Annotated in this window: 22 protein-coding genes; 8 read left to right on the forward strand and 14 right to left on the reverse strand. The window is 65.1% G+C overall.

Features of this window, described 5'->3' with window-relative positions; all coding sequences use genetic code 11:
* A complete protein-coding gene (locus LG306_RS15780) occupies positions 1-210 on the reverse strand; it encodes a hypothetical protein (RefSeq protein ID WP_404416529.1) in 210 nt (69 codons plus the stop codon).
* A gap of 239 nt (positions 211-449) precedes the next feature.
* Between LG306_RS15780 and LG306_RS15785 the strand changes: the two genes are divergently transcribed.
* Together LG306_RS15785 and LG306_RS15790 are read left to right on the forward strand one after the other, a co-directional pair.
* Positions 450-662, forward strand: a complete 213-nt coding sequence (locus tag LG306_RS15785) for a cold-shock protein (RefSeq protein ID WP_017505731.1) — start codon at positions 450-452, stop codon at positions 660-662.
* Positions 663-939: 277 nt separating this feature from the next.
* A protein-coding gene (locus LG306_RS15790) for an IS3 family transposase (protein WP_404413560.1) occupies positions 940-2,129 on the forward strand; the annotation gives its coding sequence in 2 pieces (ribosomal slippage) (positions 940-1,192 and positions 1,192-2,129; 1,191 coding nt in all).
* A 113-nt stretch (positions 2,130-2,242) separates the two neighbouring features.
* Here the strand turns inward: LG306_RS15790 and LG306_RS15795 are convergent.
* The gene (locus tag LG306_RS15795) at positions 2,243-2,797 is read right to left on the reverse strand and encodes an NADPH-dependent FMN reductase (protein ID WP_066549711.1); all 555 of its coding nucleotides are present in this window, start codon (positions 2,795-2,797) and stop codon (positions 2,243-2,245) included.
* A gap of 158 nt (positions 2,798-2,955) precedes the next feature.
* Between LG306_RS15795 and LG306_RS15800 the strand changes: the two genes are divergently transcribed.
* Positions 2,956-3,168, forward strand: coding sequence for a hypothetical protein (locus LG306_RS15800; RefSeq protein ID WP_404416533.1), 213 nt, complete (start codon positions 2,956-2,958; stop codon positions 3,166-3,168).
* Positions 3,169-3,238: 70 nt separating this feature from the next.
* On the opposite strand, the gene LG306_RS15805 is transcribed toward LG306_RS15800, so the two are convergent.
* The 5 genes from LG306_RS15805 to LG306_RS15825 all read right to left on the reverse strand — a co-directional run bounded on the left by LG306_RS15805 (position 3,239) and on the right by LG306_RS15825 (position 8,061).
* Complete coding sequence (locus LG306_RS15805) at positions 3,239-3,703, reverse strand: OmpA family protein (protein WP_404416535.1); 465 nt, start codon at positions 3,701-3,703, stop codon at positions 3,239-3,241.
* 160 nt (positions 3,704-3,863) lie between these two features.
* Complete coding sequence (locus LG306_RS15810) at positions 3,864-5,078, reverse strand: M16 family metallopeptidase (RefSeq protein ID WP_404419756.1); 1,215 nt, start codon at positions 5,076-5,078, stop codon at positions 3,864-3,866.
* 58 nt (positions 5,079-5,136) lie between these two features.
* Entirely contained in the window at positions 5,137-5,889 is a 753-nt protein-coding gene (locus LG306_RS15815) for an SURF1 family protein (RefSeq protein ID WP_404416538.1), read from the reverse strand.
* A gap of 247 nt (positions 5,890-6,136) precedes the next feature.
* Complete coding sequence (locus tag LG306_RS15820) at positions 6,137-7,045, reverse strand: cytochrome c oxidase subunit 3 (protein WP_404416541.1); 909 nt, start codon at positions 7,043-7,045, stop codon at positions 6,137-6,139.
* A 110-nt stretch (positions 7,046-7,155) separates the two neighbouring features.
* Complete coding sequence (locus LG306_RS15825) at positions 7,156-8,061, reverse strand: LysR family transcriptional regulator (RefSeq protein WP_404416544.1); 906 nt, start codon at positions 8,059-8,061, stop codon at positions 7,156-7,158.
* A gap of 98 nt (positions 8,062-8,159) precedes the next feature.
* Here LG306_RS15825 and LG306_RS15830 point away from each other — a divergent pair, with 98 nt between their 5' ends.
* The gene (locus tag LG306_RS15830) at positions 8,160-9,017 is read left to right on the forward strand and encodes an aldo/keto reductase family oxidoreductase (protein ID WP_404416547.1); all 858 of its coding nucleotides are present in this window, start codon (positions 8,160-8,162) and stop codon (positions 9,015-9,017) included.
* A 12-nt stretch (positions 9,018-9,029) separates the two neighbouring features.
* Here LG306_RS15830 and LG306_RS15835 read toward each other — a convergent pair whose 3' ends face one another.
* From LG306_RS15835 to coxB, 6 genes are all read right to left on the reverse strand, one after another.
* Positions 9,030-9,437, reverse strand: a complete 408-nt coding sequence (locus LG306_RS15835; RefSeq protein WP_404416550.1) for an NUDIX domain-containing protein — start codon at positions 9,435-9,437, stop codon at positions 9,030-9,032.
* 2 nt (positions 9,438-9,439) lie between these two features.
* Positions 9,440-9,976, reverse strand: coding sequence for a cytochrome c oxidase assembly protein (locus LG306_RS15840; protein WP_045809756.1), 537 nt, complete (start codon positions 9,974-9,976; stop codon positions 9,440-9,442).
* Positions 9,973-10,143 (reverse strand): hypothetical protein, encoded by a 171-nt coding sequence (locus tag LG306_RS15845; RefSeq protein WP_017505721.1) that lies wholly within the window; start codon positions 10,141-10,143, stop codon positions 9,973-9,975. The genes LG306_RS15840 and LG306_RS15845 overlap by 4 nt, the downstream gene beginning before the upstream one ends.
* Positions 10,144-10,147: 4 nt before the next feature.
* Positions 10,148-11,113, reverse strand: coding sequence for a heme o synthase (gene cyoE, locus LG306_RS15850; RefSeq protein WP_039244888.1), 966 nt, complete (start codon positions 11,111-11,113; stop codon positions 10,148-10,150).
* Positions 11,114-11,201: 88 nt separating this feature from the next.
* Complete coding sequence (gene ctaD, locus LG306_RS15855) at positions 11,202-12,884, reverse strand: cytochrome c oxidase subunit I (protein WP_404416554.1); 1,683 nt, start codon at positions 12,882-12,884, stop codon at positions 11,202-11,204.
* 17 nt (positions 12,885-12,901) lie between these two features.
* On the reverse strand, positions 12,902-13,888 hold the full coding sequence (coxB, locus tag LG306_RS15860) for a cytochrome c oxidase subunit II (protein WP_112862517.1): 987 nt from the start codon (positions 13,886-13,888) through the stop codon (positions 12,902-12,904).
* A 260-nt stretch (positions 13,889-14,148) separates the two neighbouring features.
* On the opposite strand from coxB, the gene LG306_RS15865 reads away from it, so the two are divergent.
* From LG306_RS15865 to LG306_RS15875, 3 genes are read left to right on the forward strand one after another with little or no spacing between them, the layout of a single operon-like run.
* Entirely contained in the window at positions 14,149-14,493 is a 345-nt protein-coding gene (locus tag LG306_RS15865; RefSeq protein WP_039244893.1) for a PadR family transcriptional regulator, read from the forward strand.
* Complete coding sequence (locus tag LG306_RS15870; RefSeq protein ID WP_404416557.1) at positions 14,490-15,089, forward strand: DUF1700 domain-containing protein; 600 nt, start codon at positions 14,490-14,492, stop codon at positions 15,087-15,089. Before LG306_RS15865 ends, LG306_RS15870 begins: the two co-directional genes overlap by 4 nt.
* Positions 15,086-15,868 (forward strand): GIN domain-containing protein, encoded by a 783-nt coding sequence (locus LG306_RS15875; protein WP_404416560.1) that lies wholly within the window; start codon positions 15,086-15,088, stop codon positions 15,866-15,868. The genes LG306_RS15870 and LG306_RS15875 overlap by 4 nt, the downstream gene beginning before the upstream one ends.
* 57 nt (positions 15,869-15,925) lie before the next feature.
* Here the strand turns inward: LG306_RS15875 and LG306_RS15880 are convergent, their stop codons facing one another.
* Positions 15,926-16,600, reverse strand: coding sequence for an aspartate/glutamate racemase family protein (locus LG306_RS15880; protein ID WP_404416563.1), 675 nt, complete (start codon positions 16,598-16,600; stop codon positions 15,926-15,928).
* 243 nt (positions 16,601-16,843) lie between these two features.
* On the opposite strand from LG306_RS15880, the gene LG306_RS15885 reads away from it, so the two are divergent.
* Positions 16,844-17,311: a hypothetical protein gene (locus LG306_RS15885; protein ID WP_404416566.1), complete on the forward strand. Its 468-nt coding sequence runs from the start codon at positions 16,844-16,846 to the stop codon at positions 17,309-17,311.
* Positions 17,312-17,421: the final 110 nt, after the last annotated feature.

Consider the following 17,421-nt stretch of genomic DNA (forward strand, 5'->3'; position numbering starts at 1 on the left):
TCAAGCGGCGTTGGAGGTCGGCTCGGCTTCGGCCTTGGGCATCTTGCAGATGCGGTTCAGGTCGGCCCGGATCGAGCTGCCCTGGAAGTGCGAGATTTCGGCGCCCGAATAGCCCTCGCCAGACAACGCTTTGACGACATCGCCGGTGTTCAGACAATCGTTGGTCCGAGCGAGCTGATAGGCGCGCTCGACGACGTGGGTGCGGTTCATGGGAATGGCCTTTCGTGCTGTTCGGTAACGCACCCCAAGCTAAACCGTTCCGATCATTGGATTTTCGGACCCGTCGCCCCAAGCTTGCATCCGCAACCAATATCTGCGCACATACGGCTCGTCGATCTCTCTGCGTAACGCCCACTCTCTCTGCGAACGCACGAGTCAAGGCCGCTCCCATTCAGACCCGACAGGCCGCAGGGACGTTCCCTCGGTCAATTTCTAACGGAGGTCTCAAAATGGCTACCGGCACTGTCAAATGGTTCAACGCCACCAAGGGCTACGGCTTCATCCAGCCTGAAGACGGCGGCAAGGACGTCTTCGTCCACATCTCGGCTGTCGAAGCCGCCGGCCTGCGCGGCTTGGACGAAAACCAGAAGGTTTCCTACGAGCTGGAACGCGACAAGCGTTCGGGCAAGGAATCGGCTGGCCAGCTGCAAACCATCGGCTGATTTCAGCCTCAAGGCTGAACTGGACGGCGGCTCCTCACGGAGCCGCCGTTTTCAATTGGGATTGATTCAATCGGGATTGATAAGCTAGGGCCGCTCGGAAATACCTTTCGGAAGCTAGATTTTCGACGCCATTTCGATGACGTTAACGACCTTCTGTCTTTCATCCGCGCGAGCTGCGGACGCAGCATCAGCCTTAACCATCAGGCTAAAAGCTGACGTGACCCCCTTAAACTCCTCCAGGAATAGCTAGAGTCCGCCCCTCGAAAGGACGGACAGAATGAAGCGATCACGGTTCACGGAAGAGCAGATCATCGGGATCCTGCGCGAGCAGGAGGCCGGCGTTCCGGTGGCGGACCTGTGCAGGAAGCACGGGCTGAGCTCACCGACCTTCTACAAGTGGAAGGCCAAGTATGGCGGCATGGACGTGTCAGAGGCCCGGCGTCTGAAGGCGCTGGAAGAGGAGAACGCCAAGCTGAAGCGGATGCTGGTGGACTCGATGCTGGACAGCGTCGCGCTGAAGGATCTGCTGGGAAAAAAGTGGTGACGCCCGCTGCGCATCGAGAGGCGGCGGCGCACCTGCAGTCGGCCTACGCGATGAGCGAACGGCGGGCCTGCCGGGTGTTGGGCGTGGATCGGACGAGCGTGCGCTATCAGGCGACGCGACCGGACGACGGCGTCCTGCGGGATCGGCTGAAGGCCCTGGCCCAGGAGCGACGGCGGTTCGGCTATCGCCGCCTGCACGTGATGCTTCGGCGCGAGGGGCATGCGGTCAACAAGAAGCGCGTCCAGCGGATCTATCGCGAGGAGAAGCTGACGGTGCGCCGGCGCGGCGGGCGCAAACGCGCCATAGGCACGCGGCGTCCGCTGGAGATTCCCCTGGTCGCGAACCAGCGCTGGTCGCTGGACTTCGTCTCCGACCAGATGACGGACGGGCGGCGCTTCCGCATCCTGACGGTGATCGACAACTGCACGCGCGAGTGCCTCGGGCTCGTCGCCGACACCTCGCTGTCAGGGCGACGGGTGGCGCGCGAGTTGGACGCCATCATCCTGCGGCGGGGACGCCCGGATACGATCATCAGCGACAACGGCACGGAATATACGTCCAACGCCATCCTGGCCTGGGCCGACGACGCCGGCGTGAGCTGGCATTACATCGCGCCGGGCAAGCCTCAGCAGAACGGCTTCAACGAGAGCTTCAATGGTCGGCTGCGCGACGAGCTGCTGAATGAGACGCTGTTCCGATCGCTGCCGCACGCCCGGGCTGTCCTCGAAACCTGGCGGCGCGACTACAACGAAACCCGGCCTCACTCGAAGCTGGGATGGTTGACGCCGAAGGCCTACGCACAGGCGCTCACCGGACAGAGCGGCCGGTCTGCTGCGCTGGTTGATGGCTGCTCAGACCGGCCTATTGCCAACCCCGCCAACCCCAGTTCAGATCAACCAAGGACTCTCGTTATGGCTGGATGAGAAACGGGGGTCACGTCACCCGCGATCATATGGATAGGTCTATGCTGAGGCAGCTTCTCGTTGGTTAGATTAGGCGAGGCCGTTGATGGGTAAGTGATCGGCATAAGCCTCCCTCACGCCTTCGTCTTGTCGATCCAGGCGGCGAAGGCATCGGTGAAGCTTTTCAGGAAGGTCTTGGTGTCGTCCTTCTTCAACTTGCCGTTCTCATCCAGCAAGTCGGCGACATTGCCGATATAGGCCTCGGGCTGCTGCATCGTCGGCATGTTCAGGAACACCAGCGGCTGGCGCAGATGGTGATTGGCGCCAAAGGCCGCGACGGCGCCGGGCGAGACGCTGACGATGGCGGCGGGCTTGCCCTGCCAGATGCTGTGGCCATAGGGGCGAGAGCCGACGTCCAGGGCGTTCTTCAGCGCGCCGGGGATGGAGCGATTGTATTCGGGCGTGACGAACAGCACCGCCTCGGTCGTCGCCACCTCCTCGCGGAACCGCTCCCACGCCGGCGGCGGGTTGTCGGTTTCCAGATCAGGGTCATAGAGCGGCAGGTCGCCGATCTCGACCGGCTCGATCTCCAGCCCCGGCTCGGCCAGCGCCTTCAGCTCCATGCCGATGGCGCGCGAATAGGAGCCTTTGCGCAGGCTGCCGACGATCAGGGCGACGCGGACGGTCATGAAAGGTCTCCGAGCTGGACGGGTTCAAGCGCCAGCATAACCGATACCGGCGCTCGGATGTTCCGTTAGGCCGGCCGCGGATCATCTGCGCACAAAGCGGACATTGCGAAGGGCTGTTAGGGGTGGATAGCCGACCTTCCCCCGGATATCGTCTCAGAATGCAAAGGCTCATCTCATTCGAGAACGACAAGGGCTTCGCCAAGACCGTTATAGAGATCGACGATGGCGGAGTGGCCTGCTTTGCGTTTGAGCGCGAGGCCAGTGCCTATCCGGAATGGGACTATTGGGAGCAGGACTTGGAGACGGCGAAGGCGATGTGCCTCGACCTTTGGGGAGTGCCGACGGGGTCGTGGAGCGAGGCTCCGACTTAACCGCGAACGTCCGCAACGGGTCGATTTGAGAAACTGGCCTGACCACTCGACTGAGACCTTCGCCGCAGCCTTAGCGTTGCTGATAAGGATGCATCTCACAGCGGTTTCTGTCCGCAAACGGACCCAACTGCCAGTCGAAATAAACACGACGGTTTAGTGGCTCAATTACCTCGTCTGCAGTCGGCTTGGCCAAGTTTGCTTCACCGCAGCTTTCAAGTGTAATCGACTGCGGTTCGACGCCCAAGGCAACCAAGCGATCCGCGACCGAGCGTGCTCGAGCTAGAGATAGTAGTTTATTCGCCTCTCTTGAGCCGAGCGTGTCTGCGTAGCCGCTGACTAGCACGTGAGCGGTCGGCCAGACCTTTGGAGCCAAATGCTCGATCGGGTCGATTGGGCCTGATGTAAAAGGCTCTGTTGATCCGCTGGCGAAGTATACCAAGCCATGCACGATGACCCCGGTATTGGGAATGGTCTGAGCAAGTGACGCGCTCGGGTGCACAAGGACAGCAGCAACCAGGACGGTGAGCCGGATCATCCCCACACCATAGCAAACCTCTTTGAACGTCGCCTATGGGTCGTGAAGAGAAATTTGCCCCGTCCCCTGACCCGGACAGCCAGAGGCTACGCTAGAAATTGTCTGTCCCGCTGAACACCCGCCAAAGGGGACCCCAAGCCAGCAAAGAACAGCCTAAAGCCTAACCCCCGAACAGGGCCGCCGTGAAGGCTTCGCCTGCCGGTCCGGCCAGCTTCGGGCCCAGGACGGCGCTGGCCGCCTGGCCTGGCGCCAGCACCCGGCCGCCGACGGCGCGCACGTCCTCGATCGTCTGGGCTTCCAGCTGTTCGGTCATCGACAGGCTGGAGCGTGGGGCGCCGAAGATCAGGGTCTGGGCGGCGTTGCGCCCGGCCCGGCTCATCGGGTTTTCGTCCGACATCCACAGGCCGGCCTTCATCACCGCCTTGGCCCGCGACAGCTCCTTTTCGGTCGGTCCCACCTCGGCCAGGGCCCGCACCTCGGCCGCCGAGACCTCGGCCAGTTCCTTCGCCCGATCCGCCGCCGCCCCGGCGTAGATGCCCAGCACGCCCGTATCCTCGTACGGCTCCTGATAGGCGTCGATGGCGTAGGCCAGACCCCGCTCCTCGCGCGCGCTCTGGAACAGGCGCGACGCCATGCCCCCGCCCAGGATCTCGCCGAACAGCCGCATGGCCGACAGCGCCGGATCGGTCGCGGACAGGGCCGGCAGTTGGAACACCAGATTGGCCTGTTCGATCTTGCGCGTCAGCTTGGCATGGCCGCCGACGAAGGCGGCCGGCGCGGGCGCATCGGCCGGCGTCGCCACCGCATCGCCGAACCAGCGCTCGGCCAGGGTCAGCAGTTCGGTCTCGTCCACCGCGCCCGAGACCGACACCACCATCCGGTCGGGCGAATACAGCCGCGCGCGCCACGCCTCGACCGACGCCTTGTCGGCCGGCTTCAAGCTGGCGACCGAGCCCAGGATGGGGCGGCCCAGCGGCTGTTTGGCGAAGGCGCGCGTCTGCACCATCTCGAACACATGGTCGTCGGGCGTGTCGAACGCCTCGGCGATCTCCTGGGCCACCACGTCCTTCTCGCGCTCGATCTCGGCCGGGTCCAGCGTGGGCCGGAACACCAGATCCGACAGCACCTGCATGGCCAGCGGCAGCGAGCCGTCCAGCCCCCGCACCTCGAAACTGGTCCGCTCATAACCGGTGGAGGCGTTGATCGTGCCGCCCTCGGCCTCGATCCGCTCGACGATCTCACGCGCGGCCATGTCGCCGGCGCCCTTGAACACCAGATGCTCCAGCAGGTGCGACCAGCCGGAGCGATCCAGCGGCTCCCACCGCGCCCCGCCCTTGACGGTGACGACGACGGCCAGGGTCTTCAGCCCCGGCATCGGATCGCAGATGACGCGAACGCCGTTGGACAGGGTGTGAAGCGTAGCGGTCAGGACTTTAGTCTTTCCTATCGCCGCGCACGCGGTGCGCGGCGGCTTGAGAACCGTCTTTCTTGGTGCGACGGCGAAGCAGGGCCACATAGAAACCCGCAAGCGCGATCGCCAGTCCGAACCACGTCAGGGCGTATCCGAAATGGTTGTTGGAAAAGGCCGCAGGCGGCGCGGACGGCCTCAGCGCCGGGAACTCGGGATTGACGGCGGTGATGGCGAACACGGCCTCGGGCCGGGCCGGACCGGCGACGTTCAGCGCCTTGGCCATCGCCGCCGTGTCGCGGGCGTAGAAGCGGCCGTCGCGCGGCGCCGGGCTCATGGCGCCGGGCTTGTCGAAGGTGCGGAACTCTCCGACCATCACCAGCGGCAGGGTGGTTTCAAGCACGCGCGGACGCGCCGTCACGCCGTCGCCGACAAAGCCACGATCGACCAGCAGGGTGAAATCCGCCCCCGCTGGCTTGCAGGCCGAGATCAGCCGCACCCCGGCCTCGCCGTCATGGATGCTTTGAAGCTCGACGAAGGGCGCGCTGGCCAGGCCCGGACAGACGATCAGCGCCTTCCTGAACTCCAGATCGCCCCCATTCCTTGTCTCGGCCAGCACCTGCTCCAGCGGCGCGGGCGGTTTGGCCGCCGCCGCATCGGCTGCCCCGATCAACCCTTCCTTCCACTTCAGCCGCTCGACCTGCCACACGCCCAGCCCAATCAGCAGGATCAGGCCCAGCCCCGTCAGCACGGTCAGGATCCAGGGGAAACGCTTCACAGATCCTCCTCCGTGGAGCGCAGCGGAATGGGGGAGGGGGACCGCGAAGCGGTGGAGGGGGCGACGACGGACTCGGTGCTCAGCATGCGTTCGAAGCTTTTCGGAGAATTCCGTGCGACGTTCGCCCCCTCCACCACGCTGCGCGAGGTCCCCCTCCCCCGCTGCGCGGGAGAGGATCGCAGAACGACGACGGCGCGGGACGATGGCTCGTCCCGCGCCGCTGCGATGTCTTCAGGGCCGTCTTGGATCAACCGAAGACGACATAGACGAAGGCGAACAGGAACAGCCAGACCACGTCCACGAAGTGCCAGTACCAGGCCGCCGCCTCGAAGCCGAAATGCTTCTGCGTGGTGAAGTCGCCCTTCAGCAGGCGGATCAGGCAGACCGCCAGGAAGATGGTGCCGATCAGGACGTGGAAGCCGTGGAAGCCCGTCGCCATGAAGAAGATCGAGCCGTACAGGCCCGAGTTCACGGCCTCTTCGTTGAAGAACAGCTTCTCGTGCAGGATGTGGTTGTACTCATAGGCCTGGACGCAGGTAAACAGCACGCCCAGGGCCACGGTGATGATCAGGGCGATCTTGGCGCCCTTGCGGTCGCCGACCTGAATCGCATGGTGGGCCCAGGTGACGGTGCAGCCCGAGAGCAGCAGGGTCACGGTGTTCAGCAGCGGCAACTGCCACGGCGACAGGACCTCGACGCCCTTCGGCGGCCAGGTGGACCAGGCCTTGGCGGTGTCGGCCCAGGTGCCGACTTCCGGCGTCAGCGCCCGCGACTCATGGAACAGGGCCATGTCGAAGAACATCCAGAAGAAGGCGACGAAGAACATCACCTCCGACGCGATGAACAGGATCATGCCGTAGCGCAGGCCCAGCGACACGACCGGCGTATGGTCGCCCGCCTTGGATTCCTTGATGACGTCCGCCCACCAGCAGAAGGCCGAGATCAGCACGCCGGCCAGACCGGCGAAGAAGACGCCCGGCTTGCCTTCGGCCAGGAAGGCAGCCGCGATCGGACCATTCTCGGCCGGGGCCAGGCCCTTCATCCAGATCACCGCGCCGATGAACATGATGGTCGCAGCGACCGAGGACACCAGCGGCCAGGGGCTGGGCGCCACCAGGTGGTAGTCGTGCTGCGGAGTGGCGTGGGCGTCAGCCATGAATCGCGTCTCTTCGTCGGCCAGAGTCGGTTGTTATAGCGGCTATAGCGTTCGATTTTCCCCGACGCCAGAGCCGTGCCGCTATTCCGCCTTGATACGGACGCGCAGTTTCAATCAGTCCTGTGCGCACGCACGTGATCCACAAAGGCCCGCAGTGGTGGCGGCATAAGGCGGCGGCCAGAATAGTAAAGAAAAGGACCCGAAAACGGCTGCTGCCAGTCGATTAGGACGGCCTCCAACGCTCCGGTGACGATCAGGGGCCTCAGCCAATCCTCGAAGAGGAAGATCACCCCCCCACCCGCCACGGCCGTGTCGACCGCCAGATCCGCCCCGCCATTTACGCCGAAGATCAGCGGCCCGTTGGCCTCCACCATAACCACCTCGCCGTCGCGCTCGAATTCCCACGCTGGAACCGCCCCGCTGGGGAACCGCCCACGCAGACAGCGGTGGGCCAGCAGGTCGCGGGGATGTTGGGGCCTCCCTCGCTGGTCCCAATAGCCGGGCGAAGCCGCACAGGCGAACCTCTGCCGACGCGGACCGATCGGCACGGCGATCATGTCCTGCTCCAGCCTTTCCTCATACCGGATGCCGGCGTCGCATCCGGCCGCCAGAACGTCGACGAAGCTTTCCTCGACCGTAAGCTCCAGCCGTATATCGGGATAGGCGGCCAGAAAACCCGGCACCACGTCAGGCAGGACCAGCCGCGCCGCACTGGCCGGAACATTCAGCCGCAATGTGCCGGCCGGCCGGTCGCGCAGATCGGTGACACCCTGCAACGCCGCCTCGACCTCCGTAAGGGCCGGCGAGAGCCGTTCTAACAGCCTCTGCCCTGCCTCGGTCGGCGCTACGCTGCGCGTGGTTCGGTGGAGCAGTCGTACCCCCAACCGTACCTCCAGCCGACGCACCGCCTCGCTAAGGCTGGAAGCGCCGCCGCCGGTCAGCCTCGCACCTTCCCGAAACCCGCCCGCTCGAGCGACGGTGACGAAGGCATGCAAATCGTCGAGGTCCGGCTTCATTGTTCGGATTTCCGTACGGCCCGTCCGAACTATGCCCGATTATCGTCCAAGGGCCCACCATCTAGATCAGTGTTCGTGTTTCACAACGGAGATCGATCATGACCACCGCCACCTTTTCCCTCGGTGATCGCACCGTCGGACGCCTGGGCTACGGCGCCATGCAGCTGGCCGGTCCTGGCGTGTTCGGTCCGCCCAGGGATCATAACGCCGCCTTGACCGTGCTTCGTGAAGCTGTGGCCCTGGGAGTCAATCACATCGACACCAGCGACTTCTACGGTCCCCACGTCACGAACCGACTGATCCGCGAAGCCCTGTCGCCCTATCCGGGCAACCTTACATTGGTCACCAAGATCGGCGCGCGCCGCGGCTCCGACGGCGCATGGTTGCCGGCCTTCTCTCCTGAAGAACTAGTCGCAGCCGTGCATGACAACCTGCGCCATCTCGGTCTGGAAGCGCTGGATGTGGTCAATCTGCGGGTCATGTTCGACGTCCATGGCCCGGCTGAAGGCGAAATCGCCGCAATGCTTGAGCCTTTGGCGGAGCTGCGGCGCAAAGACCTGGTGCGTCACGTCGGGCTCAGTAATGTCACCGAAGCCCAAGTCGCGGAGGGTCGCGCCATCTGCCCCATCGTCTGCGTTCAGAACCAATACAATCTGGCCCATCGTCGGGACGATGCCCTGATTGACGCCTTGGCGCGCGACGGTATCGCCTATGTGCCCTTCTTTCCTCTGGGCGGTTTCAGCCCGCTTCAGTCAAAAGCCCTTTCCGACGTTTCGGCTCGGCTGGGAGTGACCCCGATCCAAGTCGCGCTGGCCTGGCTGCTGCGCCGCTCGCCCAATATTCTGCTGATCCCCGGCACCTCTTCGGTCGCGCATTTGCGAGAGAACCTGGCGGCTGGCGATCTGGTCCTGTCGGATGACGACATGGCCGAACTGAACGCCATCGGCGCGCTCTGATCCGGCCTCGCCTTAAACCAAGGCTGCGAACGCCTTGGCTGAAAAGGCCGACAGCGGCTGGGGAAGGTCGTCCAGCGCGAACCAGCCGATCTCCGACAGCTTGTCCGGCTCGGTCAGCGTCGGTTCGCCGGTGAAGTCCCGGGTGACATAGATCAGCGACACCCAGTGCTGGCCGTCGGCGGGAATGATCTCTTCGGCCAAGCACAGGAAATCGACGGCGCCGATCTTGAGCCCGCTCCCCTCCTCGGCCTCGCGCCTAGCGGCGTCGATGGAGGGCTCCATCAGGTCGACCTTGCCGCCGACGATGTTCCAGAACCCGGCTTCGGGCGCCTTCAGCCGTTTGCACAGCAAGACCCGCCCGTCGGCGCGCTGGATCACCAGGCCGCAGCCGACGCCGGGAAAGTCCACGCCCGGCTTCATGCTCACGCCTTGGGCGCGTCCACGGACGGATAGAAGGTGTAGCTCAGGGTGATGTCGCGCGCGCCCTTGGCCTCACGGTCCGTGGCCAGTTCCGGGGCGATGAAATACTGGACCGGGAACTGGCGCGTCTCGCCTGCCGCCAGCGTCTGGTCGGTAAAGCAGAAGCATTGCAGCTTCTGGAAATACGGCCCCGTCTGCTCGGGCGAGACATTGTAGCTGGCGCGCACCTGGATCGGCTTGTCCGAGGTGTTGGTCACGTCGAAATAGGCCAGGCCCGTCTCGCCGATCCGCACCCGTTGGGTCGACTGCTCTGCGCGGAAGGTCATCGGCACGCCACGCACATTGGTGTCGAACCGCACCAGCACCGTCTCGTCCAGCACGGTGTCGGAGGCCTTGTCGGCCTTCATCGTCGTGCCGCCGAAGCCCGTGACCTGACAGAACATCCGATAGAGCGGCACCGCCGCGAACGCCGCCCCGGTCATGCCCATCACGCCGAAGACGCAGATGATGGCGATCAGATTCTTGCGGCCCGCCTTCATGGTTGGGACGTCTCCACCGCCGTGGCCAGCGCGCGCTCGGCCGCCTGGTTCTGTTGCAGGCGCAGCACCGTGGTGGCGAAGACCAGCACGATGAAGGCCACCAGCGCCGAGGCGATCCATACGTTGCGACGCTTGCGCGCGCGAAGTTCCTCAGGCGTCAGACGCATGGTTTTACGCTCCCAGACCGGACAGGGCCTCGACCAGCAGCGCCGAGAACAGCGCCATCAGATAGAGGATGGAAAAGGCGAACAGGTCCCGCGCCGGTTTGGCCTGGACCTTGACGTCATACAATGCGGCCTCGCGTCCCACGGCCTCGGCCTTGTCCGGCTCGTCGCCCGCGCGCGAGCGATAAAGGCGCACAGCCAAGCCGAGGAAGCCCAGGCCGCCCGCGACCGACACGACCAGATAGATGATCCCGCCCAGACCCGCGAAGGCCGGGGCGATGGCGACCGGCACGAAGACCAGGGTGTAGAGCAGGATCTGCAACCGCGTGGACTTGGCGCCCCTGGCCACCGGCATCATCGGAATGCCCGCCTTGGCGTAGTCGCCGGCCGAATACAGCGCCAGCGCCCAGCTGTGCGGCGGGGTCCACAGGAAGATGATGAGAAACAGCAGCCACGCCTGCCACGGCGCATGGCCCGTCGCCGCCGCCCAGCCGATCACGGGCGGAAAGGCGCCCGCCGCCCCGCCGATGACGATGTTCTGGGGCGTCCGGCGCTTCAGCAACAGGGTGTAGAAGCCGGCGTAATAGACGATGGTCATGGCCAGCAGACCCGCCGCCAGCCAGTTGGCGTTCATTCCCAGCAGCATGACCGAGAACAGGCTCAGGATGACGCCGAAGGCCATGGCGTCGTTCTTGCGCACGCGCCCCGCCGCCACCGGTCGGCCGCGCGTGCGTCGCATCAGGGCGTCGGTCTCGCCTTCCAGCGCCATGTTCAGCGCCCCGGCCGCCCCGGCCCCCACGGCGATGCACAGAATGGCGATGGCCGCGACCAGCGGATTGACCGATCCGGGCGCGACGATCAGCCCGGTCGCGGCGGTGAACACCACCAGCGACATCACGCGCGGCTTCAGCAGCTGGAAGAAATCCTCCGGCTGGGCGGTCGAGATGGCGGGGCGGGTCTGAACTTCGGTCATCGGTGAGGGCCGCATAGCATACCCAAATGAAGAAGGCCGCCCCTTCCGACGGAAAGAGCGGCCTTCGATTTCATAGCGCTGGAAAGGCTTAGTGCTCTTCCGCCTTGATGACCGGCAGTTCGTTGAACTGGTGGGCCGGGGGCGGCGAGGACAGGGTCCACTCCAGGGTCGTGGCGCCTTCGCCCCACGGATTGTCGACACCCGGACGACGACGGATCGCCGCCTCGGCCAGCATGATCAGGAAGACGATCACGCCGACGACGGTGACGGCATAGCCGATCGACGAGACGTGGTTCCACAGGGTGAAGGCTTCCGGATAGTCGATGTAGCGACGCGGCATGCCCTGTAGACCCAGGAAGTGCTGCGGGAAGAACACCAGGTTCACGCCCACGAACATGATCCAGAAGTGGGTCGCGCCCAGGAACTCGTTGTACTTCACCCCGAACATCTTCTCGAACCAGTAGTAGAAGCCCGCGAAGATCGCGAAGACGGCGCCCAGCGACAGCACATAGTGGAAGTGCGCCACGACGTAGTAGGTGTCGTGCAGGCTGTAATCGATGCCGGCGTTCGACAGGACCACGCCGGTCACGCCGCCGACGGTGAACAGGAAGATGAAGCCGATCGCCCACAGCATGGGCGTCTTGAAGCTGATGGAGCCGCCCCACATGGTGGCGATCCAGCTGAAGATCTTCACGCCCGTCGGCACCGCGATGATCATGGTGGCGGCGATGAAATAGGCGCGCAGATTGATGCTCATGCCGACGGTGTACATGTGGTGCGCCCACACGATGAAGCCGACGAAGCCGATGGCCACCATGGCGTAGGCCATGGCCAGATATCCGAATACCGGCTTGCGGCTGAAGGTCGAGACGATGTGGCTGATGATGCCGAAGCCCGGCAGGATCAGGATGTACACTTCCGGGTGACCGAAGAACCAGAACAGGTGCTGGTACATGATCGGGTCGCCGCCGCCGGCGGGATCGAAGAAGTGGGTGTGGAAGTTGCGGTCCGTCAGCAGCATGGTGATGGCGCCGGCCAGCACGGGCAGCGACAGCAGCAGCAGGAAGGCGGTGATCAGCACCGACCAGGCGAACAGCGGCATCCGGTGAAGCGTCATGCCCGGCGCGCGCATGTTCAGAATGGTGGTGATGAAGTTGATCGCGCCCAGGATCGAGCTGGCGCCCGCGACGTGCAGGGCGAAGATGGCCAGGTCGAAGGCGGGGCCGACGTGGCCCGTGGTCGACAGCGGCGGATAGGCTGTCCAGCCTCCGCCGAAGCCCTTGCCCGGTCCGCCGTCTGTGAACATCGACAGGATCAGCAGGCACCAGGCGGCGACCAGCAGCCAGAAGGAGATGTTGTTCATGCGCGGGAAGGCCATGTCCGGCGCGCCGATCATGATCGGCACGAACCAGTTGCCGAAACCGCCGATCATGGCGGGCATGACCATGAAGAAGATCATGATCAGGGCGTGGGCCGTCACGACGGCGTTATAGCCGTGCTTGGACTGCTCCACGAGACCCAGCAGCTGGATCGACGAGCCTTCCTTGAAGATCTGGATGCCCGGCTCGGCCAGTTCCCAGCGGATCAGCCCCGACAAGGCGCCGCCCACGATGCCCGCCATGATGGCGAACATCAGATACAGGGTGCCGATGTCCTTGTGGTTGGTGGACAGGAACCAGCGGGTGAAGAAGCCCAGCTTGTGGTCGTGATGGTGGTCGTCGTGAGCGTGACCGATGTGGGTCGCGTCGCGGGTTACGATAGCGTCAGCCATGTGTCTCTGTTCGCCTCTTACTGGGCGGCCGGCGCGGCGGACGCCGCGGCGGGAACGGGTTGGTCGGCGGTGGCGCCGACGGGGGCGGCGACCGGGGTCGCGGCGTCGGCGGCGGGCGCAGGCGCGGCTGCGGCCGGAGCGGCGGCTGCGGCGGGCGCGGCGACCTTGGGAGTCATCGAGCCGCCCTTGGAGGCGATCCACTGTTCGAACTGGGCTTGGGTCACGACCCGGATCTCCAGCGGCATGAAGGCGTGGTCGACGCCGCACAGTTCCGAGCACTGGCCATAGAAGACGCCGGTGCGCTCGGCCTTGAACCAGGTGGTGTTGATGCGTCCGGGAACGGCGTCGGTCTTCAGGCCGAACGCCGGCAGGGCGACCGCGTGGATGACGTCCGAGGCGGTGATGACCAGCTGCACCGTCTTGCCGACCGGCACGACCATCGGCTCGGTCGCGGCCAGGCGATAGGGCACGCCCTTGGCCTTGGCTTCCTCTTCCGGGAGCATGTTGGAGATGTATTCCGCGACGCCCTGGTCCGGATACTCATAGGCCCAGTTCCACTGGTTGCCGGTCACCTTCACCGTCACGTCCGGCGACGGCATGTCGTGATAGGCGAACAGCAGGCGGAACGAGAACAGAGAGATGAAGACCAGGATCAGCACCGGCAGCACGGTCCAGATGATCTCGATCGTGGTGTTGTGGCTCCAGCGCGCGGGCGTCGGATTGGCCTTCTTGTTGTAGCGGAACACGATCCACGCCAGCAGGCCCAGCACCAGCAGGGTGATGGCCGTGATGATCGGCATCAGGATCACGTCGTGGAAGAAGTGCGCATCATGCTTCAGCGGCGACGCCGCCGGCTGCAGCGTGATGCCGCCCGGGGTCGGCTGACCCATCAGGTCCTGCGCCCACGTCGGCGCCGCAGCGAACATCGCCAGTCCGGCGCCCAGAACGATGGAGGACGCGCACGTCGCGGCCTTCCTCAACGTCCCTTGGGCTCGCTTGCCCATCCCCATATGAGACTTCCCCATAAAACCGTTATGCAGCAGATACTTGCGAATGGCTCGCAAGAGATCACGCTGGCGCGATTCCCACGCCCGGCGTTCTCGGTCACCTATCGGATCGCTTTCGGCTTGCCAAGCGATCAACGGCGCTCAGGCCGCAAAGCCGCCTTCAGCCGGCCTCGATTAAATCGCTGTCATGTTTCGATAGCTACCTTGCGTCACAAGATACCTTGTCGTAGTCAATGGCCATCAAAGGGAGAGCCGAGGTGCCAGAAACCATCGAGATACAGCTGAAAAAAGGAGTGCTGGGGCTTTGCGTCCTGGCCCTTCTGAACCGGGCGGACAGCTACGCCTACGAGATCGCCAGCCGCCTGTCGGACGCGATCGATATGGGGGAAGGCACGATCTATCCCCTGATGCGCCGCATGCAGTCCGAAGGACAGGTCGAGACCTATCTGGTCGAATCCTCCGCCGGGCCGTCACGCAAATACTATCGACTGACCGAAGCGGGCCGGGGGGCCCTCGCCGCCCAGACTGCCGAATGGTCCGCCTTCACCAAGGCCGTCGACGCCATCGTGGCGAACGACGCCGATCAGGGAGCCGCTCAATGACGCGCGCCGAATTCATCGATCGTCTGAAGGAAGGCCTCGTCGGCCTGCCGACCACGACCGCCAACGACATCATCGCCGACTATCAGACCCACTTCGACGACGGCATCGCCGCCGGCCGCACCGAGGCCGAGGTCGCCTCCGCGCTCGGCGATCCGGTCCGCCTGGCTCGCGAACTGAAGGCCGAGGCCGGCATCCAGCGCTGGCATCAGGAGAAGAACCCCACCGCCGCGGCCGGCGCCGTCTTTGCTGTCCTGGGCCTGGGGGCGCTGGACATCCTGATCCTTCTGCCCCTGCTGATGGGCGTGATCGGGACGGTGTTCGGCTTCTTCATCGCCGCCATCGGCCTGTTCATCGGTGGCGGCGTGATCATGGTCGCCGGCCCCTTCGCCGGCTTCCCCGGCGGGCCGTTCGCGGCGATCCTGATGGGGCTGGGCCTGATGGCCGGCGCCGTCTTCATCGGCGCCCTGCTGACCATCTTCACCATCTGGCTGGTCAACGGCGTCGTCTGGTTCGCCCGCCTGCACTATCGCCTGCTGAAGCCGGCGCTTGAGCCGACCAGCGTTCAATCCACCTCGACCTCGGGAGTCTCGGCATGATCCGCACCCTGTTCATCATCGCCGGCGCCGCCCTGGTGCTGTGCCTGGTCACCGTCGGCGGCGCGCTGGCGATCGGCGGCCACGACCTCCAGCGCCACGGCTGGACCTGGACCATCAAGGACCAGGACGGCGAGACCATCCGCTTCGAGCGGGTCAAGGGCGGCGGGACCGACGACCTCGGTCCCCTGACCACCCGCACCCTGCCTTGGACCGGAGGCGAGACCCTGACCGTCGATTCCAGCATCGACGTCGACTATGTCCAGGGTGACGCGAACACCGTCGTCATCACCGGGCCCAAGGGTCTGACCGACCGGGTCCGCCTGGTCGACGGCCGCCTCGATCTGGGCGACGGCGACGAGCGGGTCGTGTTCGGCTGGGACAACGACGGCTTCTCCGCCCGCTCCGAGCGCGACGAGCTGAAGGTCGTCATCACCGCGCCCAAGGTGAACCGCTTCAACGCCAAGGGCTCGGGCGACCTGCAGATCACAGGCTATGACCAGCCGTCGCTGACGGTCGACATCGCCGGCTCGGCCGAGGTCACCGCCTCGGGTCGCACCGACGAGCTGAAGCTGGACATCGCCGGCTCGGGCGACGCCTCCCTGGGCGACCTGGCGACCCGCGACGCCTGGGTGGACATCGCCGGCTCCGGCGACGCCCGCATCGCCCCGACCGGCGACGTCAAGGTCGCCATCGCCGGCTCCGGCGATGTGGCCCTGGCCACCCGCCCCGCCAACCTGAACAGCACCGTCTCCGGCTCCGGCGACGTCTATCAGGACTGACGGTCGCGCCGATCAGCGTGGAAAGGGGCTGGGTTCACCAGCCCCTTTTTCATGCGTTCAGCGACACGCCTTAACGCACGCCTGGGCCAGCACCTCGGCCGAATCCGTCGGCGGGACCGGCGCATCCTCGGCCTTCAGCAACAGCGGAACCTCGGTGCAGCCGGCGATCAGCCCATGCGCGCCCGCGTCCGCCAGGGCCTGAGCCAGCCGCGACATCCCTGCCCGCGCCGCCTCGCCGACGTCCCCGCGCTTGACCCCATAGACCAGCGCCATGAAGGCCTCGCGGTCCGCGCCCTCCAGCAGCACCGTCTCGAGTCCGCGCGCCGCCAGCGCCTGCGTGTAAAGCCGCTCGCCCCCCGGCGTCGCCAGCACGCCGATCCGCTTAACTCCAGAGGCCGCCGCCGCGTCCGCCGTCGCCACAATCATGTCGATGAAGCCCAGGCCCTTCGCCTCGCACGCCGCGCGGATTCCGCCCGCCTGGGCGTGGGCGGTGTTGCACGGCATGGCGATCACCTCGGCCCCCGCCGCCGCCAGCCCCTCGGCCATCCGCCCCAGCACCACCTCGGCCTCGCCCGGCCGGGTGTTGCGATCGGGAACCTGGGGGTTCAGGTCCATAACCACCCGGATATGATCGGCGTCCCCGTCCGCCGGCGTCAGCGCCTGCACCCGCGCCAGAAACGCCACCGTCGCGGCCGGTCCCATGCCGCCGATCACGCCCAGGATTTTGCTCATATCGAGATTCCAGATGAAGTCGATCCGGGCGTCGGCGCCCGTCGCCTCACCGCCCCTTCCGCATAAGCGGCGCTCACATGTTCCGCCATGGGTAGATTCGGACGTCCATCAGGCTTGTCAAAGGCATCGTGAGTTGCCGGTGTCGCAAATACGGGGGACGACTTGCGTTGCTCACCTGCCTGATGACGCTCGGCCGCGCCGGATCCGCGCTGGCGTCCAGGGCTGATCATCTGAGGAGTCCTGATGTTTGTCGCCATGCTATCGTCAGCGGTCCTGAGCTATTGTCCATTCCCCTACGCTCAGAACCGAAGCGTCACGATCGAGTTTGAGACCGGATCAGCAAAGCTTTCCGCCGCCGCCGCAGACACCATGCGATCCCTCTTGAGCGCTGACGTGGGAAACCCTCGCGCGGAGTTTCATGTCAGGTTGTTCTATCCCTATGGCGCGCCTGAAAACGGCGACCCGAGACAGGCGCTCGCGGAAGAACAAGCCCGCCAAACCAAGGCGACCGCTGCTGCTCTGGGCTTCTCCGTGACACAGATCGAAGCCCGGATTAGCGCTATCGGTTTTGCCTGGCGCGACAACCACGATAATTATGCCGTTCCCTTCGACGCTGCCGATCTGGATCGAATGGAGGTCAGTTTCCGAGTGCGAACGGCATGCCATCCAGTGGAGCAGCATCAAGATAATGATGGTCCGTTTGTGAGATAGTCCCATGAGACCCACGGGTCCGCCACAAGAGATCGCCGTATGAAAGTCATAGTCCATACACTGAGCCTTATCGGCGCAGTCATCGGGGGCTCGCTGCCGGCGACCTCGGC

Origin of the sequence: Brevundimonas vesicularis (assembly GCF_044807075.1) — a bacterium.
Taxonomy (GTDB): domain Bacteria; phylum Pseudomonadota; class Alphaproteobacteria; order Caulobacterales; family Caulobacteraceae; genus Brevundimonas; species Brevundimonas vesicularis_G.

Excerpts from the sequence above, each read along its gene's own strand:
- LG306_RS15780 (WP_404416529.1), bottom strand. The coding sequence starts at position 210 with ATGAACCGCACCCACGTCGTCGAGCGCGCCTATCAGCTCGCTCGGACC.
- LG306_RS15785 (WP_017505731.1), top strand. The coding sequence starts at position 450 with ATGGCTACCGGCACTGTCAAATGGTTCAACGCCACCAAGGGCTACGGC.
- LG306_RS15795 (WP_066549711.1), bottom strand. The coding sequence starts at position 2,797 with ATGACCGTCCGCGTCGCCCTGATCGTCGGCAGCCTGCGCAAAGGCTCC.
- LG306_RS15800 (WP_404416533.1), top strand. The coding sequence starts at position 2,956 with ATGCAAAGGCTCATCTCATTCGAGAACGACAAGGGCTTCGCCAAGACC.
- LG306_RS15805 (WP_404416535.1), bottom strand. The coding sequence starts at position 3,703 with ATGATCCGGCTCACCGTCCTGGTTGCTGCTGTCCTTGTGCACCCGAGC.
- LG306_RS15810 (WP_404419756.1), bottom strand. The coding sequence starts at position 5,078 with ATGCCGGGGCTGAAGACCCTGGCCGTCGTCGTCACCGTCAAGGGCGGG.
- LG306_RS15820 (WP_404416541.1), bottom strand. The coding sequence starts at position 7,045 with ATGGCTGACGCCCACGCCACTCCGCAGCACGACTACCACCTGGTGGCG.
- LG306_RS15825 (WP_404416544.1), bottom strand. The coding sequence starts at position 8,061 with ATGAAGCCGGACCTCGACGATTTGCATGCCTTCGTCACCGTCGCTCGA.
- LG306_RS15830 (WP_404416547.1), top strand. The coding sequence starts at position 8,160 with ATGACCACCGCCACCTTTTCCCTCGGTGATCGCACCGTCGGACGCCTG.
- LG306_RS15835 (WP_404416550.1), bottom strand. The coding sequence starts at position 9,437 with ATGAAGCCGGGCGTGGACTTTCCCGGCGTCGGCTGCGGCCTGGTGATC.
- LG306_RS15840 (WP_045809756.1), bottom strand. The coding sequence starts at position 9,976 with ATGAAGGCGGGCCGCAAGAATCTGATCGCCATCATCTGCGTCTTCGGC.
- LG306_RS15845 (WP_017505721.1), bottom strand. The coding sequence starts at position 10,143 with ATGCGTCTGACGCCTGAGGAACTTCGCGCGCGCAAGCGTCGCAACGTA.
- cyoE (WP_039244888.1), bottom strand. The coding sequence starts at position 11,113 with ATGACCGAAGTTCAGACCCGCCCCGCCATCTCGACCGCCCAGCCGGAG.
- ctaD (WP_404416554.1), bottom strand. The coding sequence starts at position 12,884 with ATGGCTGACGCTATCGTAACCCGCGACGCGACCCACATCGGTCACGCT.
- coxB (WP_112862517.1), bottom strand. The coding sequence starts at position 13,888 with ATGGGCAAGCGAGCCCAAGGGACGTTGAGGAAGGCCGCGACGTGCGCG.
- LG306_RS15870 (WP_404416557.1), top strand. The coding sequence starts at position 14,490 with ATGACGCGCGCCGAATTCATCGATCGTCTGAAGGAAGGCCTCGTCGGC.
- LG306_RS15875 (WP_404416560.1), top strand. The coding sequence starts at position 15,086 with ATGATCCGCACCCTGTTCATCATCGCCGGCGCCGCCCTGGTGCTGTGC.
- LG306_RS15880 (WP_404416563.1), bottom strand. The coding sequence starts at position 16,600 with ATGAGCAAAATCCTGGGCGTGATCGGCGGCATGGGACCGGCCGCGACG.
- LG306_RS15885 (WP_404416566.1), top strand. The coding sequence starts at position 16,844 with ATGTTTGTCGCCATGCTATCGTCAGCGGTCCTGAGCTATTGTCCATTC.